The 13730-nt window shown below is 64.3% G+C and carries 13 protein-coding genes, 2 tRNA genes and 1 pseudogene; 12 read left to right on the top strand and 4 right to left on the bottom strand.

Annotated features, from left to right (window positions below):
• Nucleotides 1-142 precede the first annotated feature (142 nt).
• The 9 genes and pseudogenes from pstS (at nt 143) to rnt (ending at nt 7841) form a co-directional block, all read left to right on the top strand.
• Complete coding sequence (pstS, locus tag XANALMUS060_RS03595) at nt 143-1243, top strand: phosphate ABC transporter substrate-binding protein PstS (protein WP_045737184.1); 1101 nt, start codon at nt 143-145, stop codon at nt 1241-1243.
• Between the two features lie 230 nt (nt 1244-1473).
• Entirely contained in the window at nt 1474-2448 is a 975-nt protein-coding gene (pstC, locus tag XANALMUS060_RS03590) for a phosphate ABC transporter permease subunit PstC (RefSeq protein ID WP_045737183.1), read from the top strand.
• 1 nt (nt 2449) lies between these two features.
• The gene (pstA, locus tag XANALMUS060_RS03585; RefSeq protein WP_045737182.1) at nt 2450-3319 is read left to right on the top strand and encodes a phosphate ABC transporter permease PstA; all 870 of its coding nucleotides are present in this window, start codon (nt 2450-2452) and stop codon (nt 3317-3319) included.
• A gap of 19 nt (nt 3320-3338) precedes the next feature.
• Nucleotides 3339-4168: pseudogene (gene pstB, locus XANALMUS060_RS03580) on the top strand (phosphate ABC transporter ATP-binding protein PstB).
• A gap of 127 nt (nt 4169-4295) precedes the next feature.
• Entirely contained in the window at nt 4296-5006 is a 711-nt protein-coding gene (phoU, locus tag XANALMUS060_RS03575; RefSeq protein WP_045737181.1) for a phosphate signaling complex protein PhoU, read from the top strand.
• A 171-nt stretch (nt 5007-5177) separates the two neighbouring features.
• The gene (locus XANALMUS060_RS03570; RefSeq protein ID WP_045737180.1) at nt 5178-5528 is read left to right on the top strand and encodes a hypothetical protein; all 351 of its coding nucleotides are present in this window, start codon (nt 5178-5180) and stop codon (nt 5526-5528) included.
• Between the two features lie 4 nt (nt 5529-5532).
• Nucleotides 5533-6384 (top strand): DUF692 domain-containing protein, encoded by an 852-nt coding sequence (locus tag XANALMUS060_RS03565; RefSeq protein ID WP_152640375.1) that lies wholly within the window; start codon nt 5533-5535, stop codon nt 6382-6384.
• Nucleotides 6377-7123: a putative DNA-binding domain-containing protein gene (locus XANALMUS060_RS03560; RefSeq protein WP_045737178.1), complete on the top strand. Its 747-nt coding sequence runs from the start codon at nt 6377-6379 to the stop codon at nt 7121-7123. The genes XANALMUS060_RS03565 and XANALMUS060_RS03560 overlap by 8 nt, the downstream gene beginning before the upstream one ends.
• A 64-nt stretch (nt 7124-7187) precedes the next feature.
• On the top strand, nt 7188-7841 hold the full coding sequence (gene rnt / locus XANALMUS060_RS03555) for a ribonuclease T (protein ID WP_045737177.1): 654 nt from the start codon (nt 7188-7190) through the stop codon (nt 7839-7841).
• Nucleotides 7842-7969: 128 nt separating this feature from the next.
• Here rnt and rlmB read toward each other — a convergent pair whose 3' ends face one another.
• The 3 genes from rlmB to XANALMUS060_RS03540 form a co-directional block, all read right to left on the bottom strand.
• Nucleotides 7970-8716: a 23S rRNA (guanosine(2251)-2'-O)-methyltransferase RlmB gene (rlmB, locus tag XANALMUS060_RS03550; protein WP_045727884.1), complete on the bottom strand. Its 747-nt coding sequence runs from the start codon at nt 8714-8716 to the stop codon at nt 7970-7972.
• 188 nt (nt 8717-8904) lie between these two features.
• Complete coding sequence (gene rnr, locus XANALMUS060_RS03545; protein WP_045737176.1) at nt 8905-11229, bottom strand: ribonuclease R; 2325 nt, start codon at nt 11227-11229, stop codon at nt 8905-8907.
• A gap of 512 nt (nt 11230-11741) precedes the next feature.
• Nucleotides 11742-11826: transfer RNA gene (locus tag XANALMUS060_RS03540), tRNA-Leu, on the bottom strand.
• Nucleotides 11827-12176: 350 nt separating this feature from the next.
• Here XANALMUS060_RS03540 and XANALMUS060_RS03535 point away from each other — a divergent pair.
• Together XANALMUS060_RS03535 and XANALMUS060_RS03530 are read left to right on the top strand one after the other, a co-directional pair.
• Entirely contained in the window at nt 12177-12614 is a 438-nt protein-coding gene (locus XANALMUS060_RS03535) for a VirK family protein (RefSeq protein ID WP_082064871.1), read from the top strand.
• Nucleotides 12615-12703: 89 nt separating this feature from the next.
• Nucleotides 12704-12788 (top strand) — tRNA-Leu (locus XANALMUS060_RS03530).
• Between the two features lie 75 nt (nt 12789-12863).
• On the opposite strand, the gene XANALMUS060_RS03525 is transcribed toward XANALMUS060_RS03530, so the two are convergent.
• Nucleotides 12864-13061, bottom strand: a complete 198-nt coding sequence (locus XANALMUS060_RS03525) for a hypothetical protein (RefSeq protein ID WP_152624863.1) — start codon at nt 13059-13061, stop codon at nt 12864-12866.
• A 250-nt stretch (nt 13062-13311) separates the two neighbouring features.
• Between XANALMUS060_RS03525 and XANALMUS060_RS03520 the strand changes: the two genes are divergently transcribed.
• Nucleotides 13312-13659 (top strand): helix-turn-helix transcriptional regulator, encoded by a 348-nt coding sequence (locus tag XANALMUS060_RS03520; RefSeq protein ID WP_045737174.1) that lies wholly within the window; start codon nt 13312-13314, stop codon nt 13657-13659.
• Nucleotides 13660-13730 lie beyond the last annotated feature (71 nt).

The raw sequence follows: 13730 nt of genomic DNA, 5'->3' as shown, positions 1-13730 counted from the left end.
CCCATGCAGCACGGATGGGCGCGGTTCGAAGCAGCTCCCAACTCCACGAGCGAATGCACAAGTCATGCCCCTGTAACAAAATTATCATTTCATAGCGCGCGTCTGCCGGATGCACCGGCGCTCTTGGCCACGGAGTGAGTCGATGAAACTGCAGCCGACGCGTGTTGCCGTCCTATCCTCGGCGCTGATCTTTGCCCTCTCTGCCTGCCAGCCCGGCAATGGCGACACCTCGCAAGGTGCCGCCGATAGTGCTGGCGGGACGCCCACCGCCGCTCCAGCCGCTGGTGTCAGGAGTGCTACGGAAATTTCCGGTGCCGGCGCGTCCTTCATCTATCCGCTGTTGTCAAAGTGGTCGGCCGACTACAACGCAGCCACCGGCAACAAGATCAACTACCAGTCGATCGGCTCCGGCGGGGGTATCGCCCAGATCAAGAGCAGGTCCGTGGACTTCGGCGCTTCGGACAAGCCGCTGGCCAGCGCAGAACTGGCCGCCGCTGGCCTCGGCCAATTCCCGTCGGCGATCGGCGGCGTGGTGCCGGTGGTCAATCTGGAAGGCATGCAAGCGGGCAAGTTGAAACTGACCGGCGCACTGCTGGCCGACATTTTTCTCGGCAAGATCACCACGTGGAATGCCCCGGCGATCACCGCGCTGAACCCCGACCTGCGCCTGCCCAACAGCAAGATCAACCTGGTTCACCGCTCAGACGGTTCAGGCACCAGCTTCAACTTCACTAATTATCTTTCCAAGATCAGCCAGGATTGGAAGAACAAAGTCGGCGAAGGCACTTCGGTGCAGTGGCCCGGCGGCGTCGGCGGTAAAGGCAACGAAGGAGTGGCCTCGTATGTTCAACAGATCAAGGGATCGATCGGCTACGTCGAGATGGCCTACGCACTACAGAACAAAATGTCCTATGTCTCGTTGCAGAACGCCGCCGGCAACTGGGTACAACCCAATGCGGACAGCTTCACCGCAGCGGCGGCTTCGGCGGATTGGGCCAGCGCAAAGGACTTCAACCTGATCATCACCAACTCCACCGCTGCGCAAGCATGGCCGATCACGGCCACCAATTTCATGCTGATGCCCAAGCATGCAAAAGACCCAGCCCGCAATCAGGCGACCCTGGAGTTCTTCAAATGGGCGTTCGAAAACGGTCAGCCGCAAGCCAAGGCACTGCACTACGTGCCGCTGCCAACAACATTGGTGCAACAGATCGAAGCATACTGGAACGAGGAATTTAAATAGGCGCAGAGCTGCCATACGGCATGTTCCCCTACGACAAGTTCCAAGCCACGCCCGCTCCGAGCAGTCCCATCTGTATATTACAGGCCCCCCGACGTCATCTGCGCACGTTGTGATCTGAACTTCCCGGTTCCGATCAGCGCAGCAACGATGCAACCACCCGCCGCGCGCGACTCCACCCGCCGCAGCCTCCATCGGAACGTGCGCAAGCACGTCCCGGCGAGTTTCGAGCCATGAATGCCCCTGCCATTCCCGACACAATGACGGCGCCTCGCAGACGCGACCTGCATGACGCCCGCGCCGACCGATTGTTCCGCTGGATCCTGACCGCCACCGTCGTCTTCGTCCTCGTTGCCCTGGCCAGTGCAGCCATGTCGATGCTGTGGGGTGGCCGCCAGGCTCTGCAACTGCAAGGGCTGAGTTTCTTCTATTCCAGCGAGTGGAATCCGGTCGAGAACAAGTACGGCGCGCTGGCGCCGATCTACGGCACGCTGGTGACCGCGCTGATCGCGATGCTGATCGCGGTGCCGGTGAGTTTCGGCATCGCGTTCTTCCTCACCGAGGTGGCACCACGCTGGCTGCGCGGCCCGGTCGGAACCGCGATCGAACTGCTGGCCGGCATCCCCTCGATCATCTACGGCATGTGGGGCCTGTTCGTGCTGGTGCCGGTGATGACCGACTACGTCACCCCCTGGCTCAACGACCACCTCGGCACGCTGCCTGTGATCGGGCCGATCTTCCAGGGGCCGCCACTGGGCATCGGTCTGCTCACCGCCGGCATCGTCTTGGCGATCATGGTGATCCCGTTCATTTCCTCGGTGATGCGCGAGGTGTTCCTGACTGTGCCGACCCGGCTCAAGGAATCTGCCTACGCGCTCGGCTCCACCCGCTGGGAAGTGAGCTGGGATATCGTGCTGCCCTACACCCGTTCAGCGGTGATCGGCGGCATCTTCCTGGGCCTGGGACGCGCGCTCGGCGAAACCATGGCGGTGGCCTTCGTGGTCGGCAACACAGTGCGACTCTCGCCGTCGCTGTTGGAACCCGGCACCACGATCGCCGCACTGATCGCCAACGATTTCGGCGAAGCCACCGACACCTACCGCTCCGCGCTGCTGCTGCTGGGCTTCGTGCTGTTCATCGTGACCTTCATCGTGCTGGCGATTGCCCGGCTGATGCTGGCGCAGCTAGCGCGCAGGGAGGGCAACTGAAATGGCCACAGACATCGCGCACCGCCTGTACCAGCGCCGCCGCATAATCAACGCAATGGCGGTCACGGTGTCCTGCCTGACTGCACTGTTCGGACTGGCATTCCTCGCCTGGATCCTGTGGACGCTGATCGGCAAAGGCATCTCGGGCATCAATCTCGATCTGTTCATCCGCATGACCCCGCCGCCTGGCGAGGAAACAGGCGGCTTGGCCAACGCGTTCTTCGGTAGCGCGGTGATGTGCGGCCTGGCCCTGCTGATCGGCACCCCGATCGGTGTCGCCGCCGGCACCTGGCTGGCCGAGTACGGCAATGCGCGCAAGACCGGCCAGGTGGTGCGCTTCGTCAACGACATCCTGCTATCGGCGCCCTCGATCGTGCTCGGCCTGTTCGTCTACACCCTGTACGTGATGCAGACCGGTGGCCGCTTCTCGGCGATGGCCGGCGCGCTGTCACTGGCTTTCATCGTGCTGCCGGTGGTGGTGCGCACCACCGACGAAATGCTGCGTTTGGTGCCGGTGCAGATGCGCGAAGCGGCGCTGTCGCTGGGCATCCCGCAATGGAAGGTGACGATGCAGGTGCTGTATCGCAGCGCCTCGGCCGGCATCGTCACCGGCGTGCTGCTCGCGCTGGCGCGTATCAGCGGCGAAACCGCGCCGCTGCTGTTCACCGCCTTCGGCAACCAGTATTGGAACAACAACATCATGCAGCCGATGGCGAGCGTCCCGGTGGTGATGAACTCCTTCGCCGGCAGCCCCTATCCCAGCTGGCAGTTGCTGGCCTGGTCAGGCGCACTGGTGCTCACCGTGTTCGTGTTGCTGGTCAGCCTCGGCGCGCGCGCCCTGCTGCTGCGCAAAAAGATTTCCAACGATTGATTTTCCTATGGAACAGGCCATGAACGATCACCACAACGCCGCACCGATGCATCGCATCGCCATGCCCACCGGGCACACTGCGCTGGCGCCGTCACCGGTCAAAATCGCCGCGCGCGGCCTGGACTTCTACTACGACAAGTACCATGCGCTGAAGAGCATCAACTTGCAGGTGCCTGAGAAGCGCGTCACCGCGTTGATCGGCCCATCCGGCTGCGGCAAATCCACCCTGCTACGCATTTTCAACCGCATCTACGCGCTGTATCCGAAGCTGGAAGCGCGCGGCGAAGTACTGCTGGACGGCGAGAACATCCTCTCGCCGAAGTATCCGATGAACCGCCTGCGCAGCAAGGTCGGGATGGTGTTCCAGAAGCCAGTGCCGTTCCCGATGACCATTTTCGAGAACGTCGCCTACGGCATCCGCCACCACGAAAAGTTGCCCAAGGCCGAGATGGCCGAACGGGTCGAACAAGCGCTGCGCCAGGGCGCGCTGTGGGACGAGGTCAAAGACAAACTCGGGCAGAGTGCGCTGGGGCTGTCAGGCGGCCAGCAACAGCGCCTGTGCATCGCCCGTGCGGTGGCGCTGCGCCCGGACGTGCTGCTGCTCGACGAACCCACCTCGGCGTTGGACCCGATCTCCACCAGCCGCATCGAGCAGCTTGTCGAAGAACTCAAGACCGATTACACCATCCTCATCGTCACCCACAACATGCAGCAAGCCGCGCGCGTGTCCGACTACACTGCCTTCATGTACCTGGGCGACCTGATCGAACACGACCGTACCGAAACCATCTTCTCGCAACCCAGCAAACAGCAGACCGAAGAGACTACATCACTGGCCGCTTCGGCTAAGCGCCTGCTGCGGCAGCCCTCTCGCCGCGACACCTCCCCACCGCAGAGCGGACAACAGCCACAGAAGCCAGCGCCGCAAAGTTTGCAATGATAGCGGCGACAACGCCGGATCAAATGGACCTACACCATGAATACTCCGCCCAACGAGCACATCGTGAAGAGCTACAACGAAGAACAGCATCGCCTCACCGCCGAAATCGTGCGCATGGGCGAAACTGCGGTGGCGCAATTGGAGGCGGCACTGGACGTGGTCGAACGCCGCGACGACAACGCCGCGCTACGCATTGTCGTCAACGACGAGGCAATCGACGCGCTCGAGCAATCGATCAGCCACGACGTCATGCGCCTGGCGCTGCGCGGACCGATGGCGCGCGACCTACGTGAGATCCTCGCCGGCCTGCGCATTCCCTCCGACATCGAACGCATCGGCGACTACGCTGCCAATGTCGCCAAGCGCTCAATCGCGCTGAACCTGTCACCGCCGATGCCGCAGACCCTAGGCCTGCACCAACTCGGCAAACTCGCCGCGCAGCAGGTCCGGGCCGCGTTGATGGCCTACCAGAACAACGACGCCACCCTGGCACTGCAGGTACGCCAGGACGATGCGCAACTGGACGCACAGTACACCGCATTGTTTCGCGAGCTACTGACCTACATGATGGAAGATCCGCGCAACATCACCCCATGCACGCATTTGCTGTTCATGGCCAAGAACCTGGAACGGATCGGCGATCACGCCACCAACATCGCCGAGAACGTGTGGTTCCTGGTGCATGGCGACCAACCGCTGCCGCGGCGCGACAAACGCGACGAAACCAGCTCCACCAGTGGTATCTGAGAACGGATAACCGGGCTTGGCCGCAGCCGCGACCGTGGCTCTGCGGCGACATGCATTGCGGAGTTTTCCGTCGCGCAGCACGCCGCCGCATGCAAGCTCCCTCCACTGCGAGTAGGCTTGGCAACGCATCGGCGCGACGTCGGTGCCCATCCCTTCGCCAGGAGTCTGCGCATGTCCCGATCACCACGCCCGTCCCCTACCCTCGCCGGTGCGATCCTGCTCAGCGGGCTGAGCCTGTCCACCTCCGCGCTGGCAATGACCGACCTCGACCAAGGCTACGCGCTCGGCACCCAGACGAGCACACCACCGCAAACAGAAGACCCGACCGCGACGCCAGCACAATCGGCCACGCACATCGAACACAACCAGCCCAGCGCCAAGACTGCCGAAGGCAAGTGCGGTGCGCATGCCCCCACGACCGCAGATAGCAAGAAAAAAGCAGGCAAGGCCACCGCCAAACACCACGACAAGGCCATGACCGAAGGCAAATGCGGCGAAGGCAAATGCGGTGGCGGCGGCTGAAGCCATGCTGCGGCCCCTGGCTGCGGCGAGCGCCGGACTCGGCCTACGCCGCGGCCTGCTGCCGGAGCTGCTCCACCTGCCCGCAGACGCCTTCGATTTTCTCGAATGCGCGCCCGACAACTGGATCGGTGTCGGTGGCCGTCCCGGCGAAATGCTGCAGACACTGAGCACGCGCCATCCACTCAGTTGCCATGGCCTGTCGCTGTCGCTCGGCGGCATCGCGCCACTGGACGCGATGTTGTTGCGGCAGACACGCCAGTTTCTGGATCGGCACCGGGTCGTGCTGTATAGCGAACACCTCAGCTACAGCGCCGACGACGGCCAGCTCTACGAACTACTACCGTTACCGTTCACCGACGAGGCGGTGCGCCATGTGGCCGCACGCATCGCCCAGGCTCAGGACGCACTCGGCCGACGCATCGCCGTGGAGAACGTCTCCTACTACGCCGCGCCGGGACAGGCACTGAGCGAAGCCGCATTCGTCAACGCGGTGCTGAGCGAAGCCGACTGCGACCTGCTACTGGACGTCAACAACGTCCATGTCAATGCCCATAACCACGATTACGACGCCATGGCCTTCCTCGCCGCCATGCCCAGCGCGCGGATCGCCTCGTACCACATCGCCGGACATCGCGACGATGCCGCCAGCGGCCTGAAGATCGATACCCATGCCGCAGCGGTCATCGCCCCTGTCTGGCATCTGCTGACCACCGCTTATCGTCTACACGGCGTGCGTCCGACCCTGCTGGAGCGCGACGGCCAGTTTCCGCCACTGACGGATCTGCTGGGCGAGATCCAACACATTCGCGACCTGCAGCAACACGCACTCCCCTCGCAGTGCAGCGCACATGGCTGAGACATTGCGCAGCCAGCAACTCGCGCTGACCATGCATCTGCGCGATCCGCAGCGACACGCGCCACCGGCGGACATCGAACCGCGCCGCTTGGCGGTATACCGCGCGCTGTTCTTCGATAATCTCGCACAGCTACTCGGCACGCAGTTTCCCGTGCTGCGCACGACGCTCGGCACAGCCGACTGGGATGCACTGCTACGCGCATTTTGCGCCGAACATCGCGCGCACACCCCACTGTTCCCGCGCCTGGGCGGCGAACTGGTGCGGTTCCTGGAACAGCGCGCGGCCGATCCACGCCGACCATGGCTGGCGGAATTGGCCCACTACGAGACTGTCGAACTGGACGTCCAGATCGACGACAGCGCACTGCCGCCACACGATCCACACGGCGACCTGCTCGATGGCGTGCCGCAACTCTCACCCTGGCTGCGCCTGCTGCGCTACCGCTGGCCGGTGCAGCGCATCGGCCCGGCGTGGCAACCCGACACGGCACCGCCCGCACCGACCTACTTACTGGCGCGACGCGACGCCGACGGTCAAGTCCGCTTCGCCGAACTGGCGCCGCTCACCTATGCGATGCTGAGCGCACTGCAGTCCGGCACGCACAACGGACGCGCACTGCTGCTGGAGCTGGCCGACACACACGACCACGACCCGGTCACCATGCTGCACGACGGCGCCGCCCTGCTCGAGCGCCTGCGCGCGCAGGGCAGCCTGCTCGGCACCCGCCCACCGCGCTGAGCCACACCACATCCAGGCGCATCGCCGCGACGGGCACTTGACCCTGCTCTGCTACCCTTGTCGCATGAACGATCCACTCGAAACGCACTCCCAAGCTCTCGCCATTGCCCCGATGTCGCGACGTTTCCGCGGCTATCTGCCAGTGGTCGTGGACGTAGAAACCGGTGGCTTCGACTGGAACCGACACGCGCTTCTGGAAATCGCGGTGATCCCGATCGAAATGGACGCGGCCGGCATGCTGTCCCCCGGCACCACCGCCAGCGCACACGTGGTGCCGGCCCCTGGCACCGTCATCGATCCCAAGTCGCTGGAAATCACCGGCATCGTCCTGGATCACCCGTTTCGCTTCGCCAAGCCCGAACGCGAGGCGCTGGAACACGTCTTCGCACCCGTGCGGGCGGCGGTGAAGAAATACGGCTGCCAACGCGCGATCCTGGTCGGGCACAACGCGCATTTCGACTTGAATTTTCTCAACGCGACCGTGGCACGCTGCGGCCACAAGCGCAACCCGTTCCACCCCTTCAGCGTGTTCGACACCGTGACCCTGGCCGGCATCGCCTACGGGCAGACCGTCCTGGCACGCGCGGTGCAGGCCGCCGGCTTCGAGTGGAACGCCGCCGACGCCCACAGCGCCGTGTACGACACCGAACAGACCGCGCGGCTGTTCTGCAAGATCGCCAATGCCTGGCCCACCGCGCAGAGCGGATCGCCCGCGTGAACCCAGTGCCAGGCCGGCAGCAGCGCTTCTACAGATAAAACCGGCGGCGTACTCCCGCCGCCGCGCGGCTTTTTACTGCTTGGCCACGCAATGCGAACTACAGCAGCCCGCACGCAGCACAGCGGCACTCAGCCCATGCGCTGGCGCACCGCCTCGAACAGGGTGACACCGGCCGCCACCGACACGTTGAGGCTCTCGATCTCCCCGGGCATCGGAATCCGGACCAAGCCGTCGCAATGCTCGCGGGTCAGCCGACGCAGACCGTCCGATTCCCCGCCCAGCACCAGCGCCACATTGCCACGCAGATCCTGCGCGTACAGCGAAGTCTCGGCCTCGCCGGCCAGACCATAGATCCAGACCCCCTGCTTCTGCAGCTCGCGCAGGCAGCGCGCCAGGTTGGTCACCGCCACGATCGGCAGGCGGTCAGCGGCACCAGCGGACGTCTTGCGCACGGTGGCGTTGACCGGGGCGGATTTGTCCTTTGGAATCACCACCGCCGTGACGCCCGCCGCCGCCGCGCTGCGCAGGCAGGCGCCGAGGTTGTGCGGATCCTGCACCCCATCCAGTACCAACAGCAGGGCACGCCCTTGCGCAGCGGCTACCAGCCCCTCCAGCTCATTCTCGGCCCAGGTGCGCGCCGCCGCATAACGCGCCGCCACGCCCTGGTGGCGCACCGCGCCGCCGACACCGTCCAGCGCCTGGGTATTCACCCGCCGCACCTCGATGCCCTTGCGCCGCGCGTTCTCCTCGATCTCCTGCAGTCGCGGATTCTTGCTGCCGGCTTCGACCAGCACTTCGCGCACGTTGTCGGCATCGTTCTCAATCGACGAAGCCACGGCGTTGACGCCGACGATCCACTGGTTCTGCTTGCTCATGCCACCGGACTACACGAAAGGAAAGCGCGCATGGTAGGCGCTGCGGGCGCTCGCGTCACATGCTCGACCACGCGACACGATCGGCGGTGTGCACGAACGCCTGCTCGCCGTCGCGGCCATCCTGGACGATCGGCCAGAAGCGGCGCCGCACAGCAATTACCACGATGCGCGTGCCACCCCATGCGCCATCAGTACTTCTTTTTCTTGCGCTTGGCCGGCTGTCCGCGCGCGGGCGGCGGTGGCAGCTCTTCGTGCGAGGAGCTGCCCTCCTCGACCAGGCGGAAATCGATCTTGCGCTCTTCCATGCTGGCCTTCAGCACCAGGATGCGCACCCGGTCGCCAAGCCGGAATTGGCGGCCGCGACGCTCGCCGGTCAAGGTCTTGCGGCTGGCGTCGAACTGATAATAGTCCTGCGGCAACTGGGTCACGTGGATCAGGCCGTTGACCTTGGACTGGTCCAGTTCGACGAACAAACCGAAGCTGGTGACACCACTGACCACGCCATCGAACTGGCCGCCAACGTGCTTCTCCATCCACGCCGCGCGGTAGCGCTCGTCGACTTCGCGCTCGGCCTCGTCGGCACGGCGTTCGCGCTCGGAGCATTGCAGCGCCAACGCCGCCATCGCGCGCGGCGCATACAGGTACTTGTCCGGCGCGCCACGGGTCAGCGCATACTTGATCGCACGATGCACCAGCAAATCCGGATAGCGACGGATCGGCGAGGTGAAGTGCGCATACGCTTCCAGCGCCAGACCGAAATGGCCGGCGTTGTCCGGCGAATACACCGCCATGCTCTGGCTGCGCAGCAATACCGATTCCAACAGCGCCGCATCCGGGCGCTCGCGCACCTTTTTCAGCAGCTTGGTGAAATCGCCCGGCACCACTTTGGCCCATGTCGGCAGGCTCAACTTGAACTCCTTGAGGAACTCCAGCAGATCGGCGTACTTGGATTCGGGTGGACGCTCGTGCACGCGGAACGGCGCCGGAATCCGCGCATCCAACAGACAACGGGCCGCCGCCACGTTGGCGGCGATCATGCATTCCTCGATCAACTTGTGCGCGTCGTTGCGCATCAGCATCCCGGCCTGAGTGACCTCGCCGGTGTTGTCGAGGACGAAACGCACTTCCGAAGACTCGAACTCAATCGCGCCACGGCGCGCGCGCGCCTTGGCCAACACCTGATAGAGCTGATGCAGACGCTCCAGGTGCGGCAGCACCGCCGCCAACTCGCTGCGCACCTGCGCATCGCGCTCGCCCACCGCCTGCCACACCTGGTCGTAGGTGAGCCGCGCATGCGAATTCATCACCGCCTCGTAGAAGCGCGCGCCGGCGACCTCGCCCTGACGATCAATCTGCATATCACAGACGAAGCACATGCGGTCCACTTTCGGATTCAACGAGCAGATGCCGTTGGACAGCGTCTCCGGCAACATCGGCACCACGAACCCGGGAAAGTACACCGAGGTCGCGCGCTTGACCGCTTCGGTATCCAGCGGCGTGCCCGGACGCACGTAGTGGGAGACATCGGCAATCGCCACCACCAGGCGGAAACCCTCCGCGTTGGACTCGCAGAACACCGCGTCGTCGAAGTCCTTGGCGTCGGCGCCGTCGATGGTCACCAAGGGCGTGTGGCGCAGATCCACCCGGCCCTGGATCGCCTCCGGCGCCACCGTCAACGGCACCGCCGCCGCCTCGTCCAGCACCTCCTGCGGAAAGGCGTAGGGCAGCTCGTGACCATGGATCGCCGCTTCCACCAGCAGCGACGGGGTCAACTTGTCGCCCAGCACCGCGATGATCTTGCCGATCGGCGGACGTCGCGCATCCGGCGTGGAGGTGAGTTCGCACACCACCAGTTGGCCGTCGCGCGCCTCGCCGATGGCATCGTGGGGAATCTGCACGTTGCGCTGGATACGCTTGTCGTCCGGCACCACGTAGGCGATACCCGCCTCCAGGCTGAAACGGCCGATCAAGCGGCTCAGGCCGCGTTCGAGCACGCGCGCGATGCTGCCTTCGCGACGGCCACGGCGGTCGATGCCGGTGACGTTGGCCAGGGCGCGGTCGCCATGCAGCACCTTGCGCATCTCGTAAGGCGGCAGAAACAGGTCGTCGCCGCCCTCGTCCGGACGCAGGAAGCCGAAGCCATCCGGATTGGCGATCACCACACCCGCAATCAGGTTGGTCTGCTGCAACGGTGCATAGCCGCCACGACGGTTCTGCACCACTTGCGCCTCGCGCAGCATCGCCCCGAGGCGCTTGCTCAGCGCCTCCATGCGCGAAGGCTCGGTCAAGCCGAGCTGGGCGGCCAATTCCTGCAGCGTCTGCGGACCGTCGCAGCGATGCAGCAACTGCAAGATCGCCTCGCGGCTGGCGATCGGCTCAGCGTAACGTTCCGCCTCACGCGCGGCGTGTGGATCGTGGAGCGGCGTCGCAGCGGCGGAAGGGGCCGCTGCGGGCGGCTCAGGGTGCAGGGGCTGCAACGGCGGTTTGGGGCCACGACGCAGAAAACTGGGCATCCAGGCGGGCAGGCGCGATGGCTTCGGCGTGGTGGCGGGAGCGTGTTTGCTAACGGGTGCGTCGTTGGACGCAGACTTGCCGGACTTGCCGGACTTACTTTTGCGAGTTGTCATCCGCTCATGGTACTCGCATGGCGGGCGCCACCAACGCAACCGCAACCCCGCAATGCGCACATCGGCAGAACCCAGAAACAACGAAGCCCGCGTCGCGGGCCGGTCGCGGCGAGAATTCAGCGCTCTCGCAAACTGGGCATCCAGGCGGGCAGGCGCGATGGCTTCGGCGTGGTGGCGGGAGCGTGTTTGCTAACGGGTGCGTCGTTGGACGCAGACTTGCCGGACTTGCCGGACTTACTTTTGCGAGTTGTCATCCGCTCATGGTACTCGCATGGCGGGCGCCACCAACGCAACCGCAACCCCGCAATGCGCACATCGGCAGAACCCAGAAACAACGAAGCCCGCGTCGCGGGCCGGTCGCGGCGAGAATTCAGCGCTCTCGCGATCTTGCTTGCTTGTGGTGCCCAGGAGAGGACTCGAACCTCCACGGTTTTACCCGCTAGTACCTGAAACTAGTGCGTCTACCAATTCCGCCACCTGGGCGCTGAAGGCCGCGCATTCTGCGGCGCGGCATCGTACTTGTCAACGCGCCTGACGCCGGCACACGCCACAGACAAACGCATCGGCCGCGTGCGCTGAAACCCGCGCTGCACTGTCGCAACAGCGCCTGCGCAAGCCTCTGCCCAGGCACGGCACGTCCAGTGGCACCTGCCTTGAGCGGAAAGCCGCGTTTTGCATGCCGCTCGGACATCGCGCGACGAACACAACCTAACCTCGAACACAGTGTGACGGCACCGGGAAATCGCATTTCTGTCGGTTGACTCCATCCGACAAAACGCTAGCGTGCAATGCACGATCCGTCGCCCTCCCCCATGCTCCGGAGCTTGCATCCCATGAAACCTCTCCACCTTTCCCTCCTCGCCGTGGCGTTGTTCGCCAGCGCAACGGTGGCTTCCGCTCACGCGCCACTGGATTCGCTTGCCGACATCGAACATGCCCTGGACAGCGGCAACTCGGTCGCCGTGGCCGTCGATCTAAGTCAGTGCACCCCCACGTCCGGTGGCGCCACGCCGACCCAGACCCATGGCGGCCTGCGTATCGGTTCTTACCGCGTGACGCCCGACGGCACCCTGTCTTTCGCCGACGATCACATGACCGTTGGTCGCGACGGCAAGCCGATCCAGCAGTTCCTGCGTTACCAAGTACATCCGGACAACAGCATCGACTTCACCATGTTCATCTTCGCCCTGCCCAGCTACGAGCAAACCGGCCAGACGCTGGGCTACCGCTGCGCGATCAACCAGGGCCTGCGTTTCAACGCCAGCCACTGACCAGCCGCTGTGGCGACGGCGCGAGCTGCCGCCGTCGCCACAGCGCTTGACAGTCCCTTGCGCCACACAGACAATTGTCGTTCTGAGTTGCCCAGGTGGCGGAATTGGTAGACGCACTAGTTTCAGGTACTAGCGGGTAAAACCGTGGAGGTTCGAGTCCTCTCCTGGGCACCACGACCGAAAGGTCACGTTGGATCAAACAAACCCGCCGCGGCGGGTTTTTTGTTGGCACCGCGCGAACCATCTTGCTCAAGGCGGCGATGGGCGAAACGGACCGATCTCCACACGGACGCCATCCACCCACATCGCCACCACATAGGCACGGTAGCCAGGGTTGCGACGCTCGGCCGCAGATGCGGCCAAGTAGGCATTGGCAGCATGCACCAACACTTGCAAAGACGGCTTGAATTGCGCAATCGGCTTGAGTTTCAGATCGTATTTGGTCACGCGACGCCCTCCATTGTGCATACGCGAACAGCACGCTGCGTGGCCGTAGGCCACCTGACAGCAGTCATGAAACGAAAATACGACATCTCCACTCCTGAGGCATCCGTGTCGTGCGTGCCAACGCGCATCGGCGCGTCCGCACCACAGAAGTATTGAATTACCGAACACCTAGAGTCAAGCGTGACTGTACGACAAGTTGGCGGATGCTCCATATCTTGGTAAGCCCGTCGTCTCTGCAAGGCCCACCGCGATGAAAAGCTTCGGCGACCGGTTGCGCGAAGCCAGAAAAGCTGCGGGGCTCACCCAGGAGCAACTGGGGTTCTCCCTGGGCGTCACCAAGTCGTCGATTTCGGCCTGGGAAAACGACCGTGAGACACCCAGCTTCCGGCTACTGCCGATGCTGCGCGTGGTGCTGAAGCGCTCACTCGACGACCTGATCTGCGGGCATGCTCCCAGCGTGCGGCTGCAGGAAGCGTCCCCCGATTACACACTGCAAGCGCGCGATCCGCACGAGCAAGCCTTGTTGACCCGTTACCGCAACATGCCGGCTCGCCGTCGCGAGGCAGTGCTGGAGCTGCTCAAACCCGACAAAGGCTGAGAGTCGCCACCAACGACGGCATCGCCGCCTGACGGACGCGCAGAACGTTCGCAATCCTCATGCAGCACCTT

The organism is Xanthomonas sp. MUS 060 (assembly GCF_000963215.1).
In the GTDB taxonomy this organism is placed as follows: domain Bacteria; phylum Pseudomonadota; class Gammaproteobacteria; order Xanthomonadales; family Xanthomonadaceae; genus Xanthomonas_A.
Note: the sequence above shows the minus strand (reverse complement) of the source record. Positions and strands in the feature narration are given on the sequence as shown.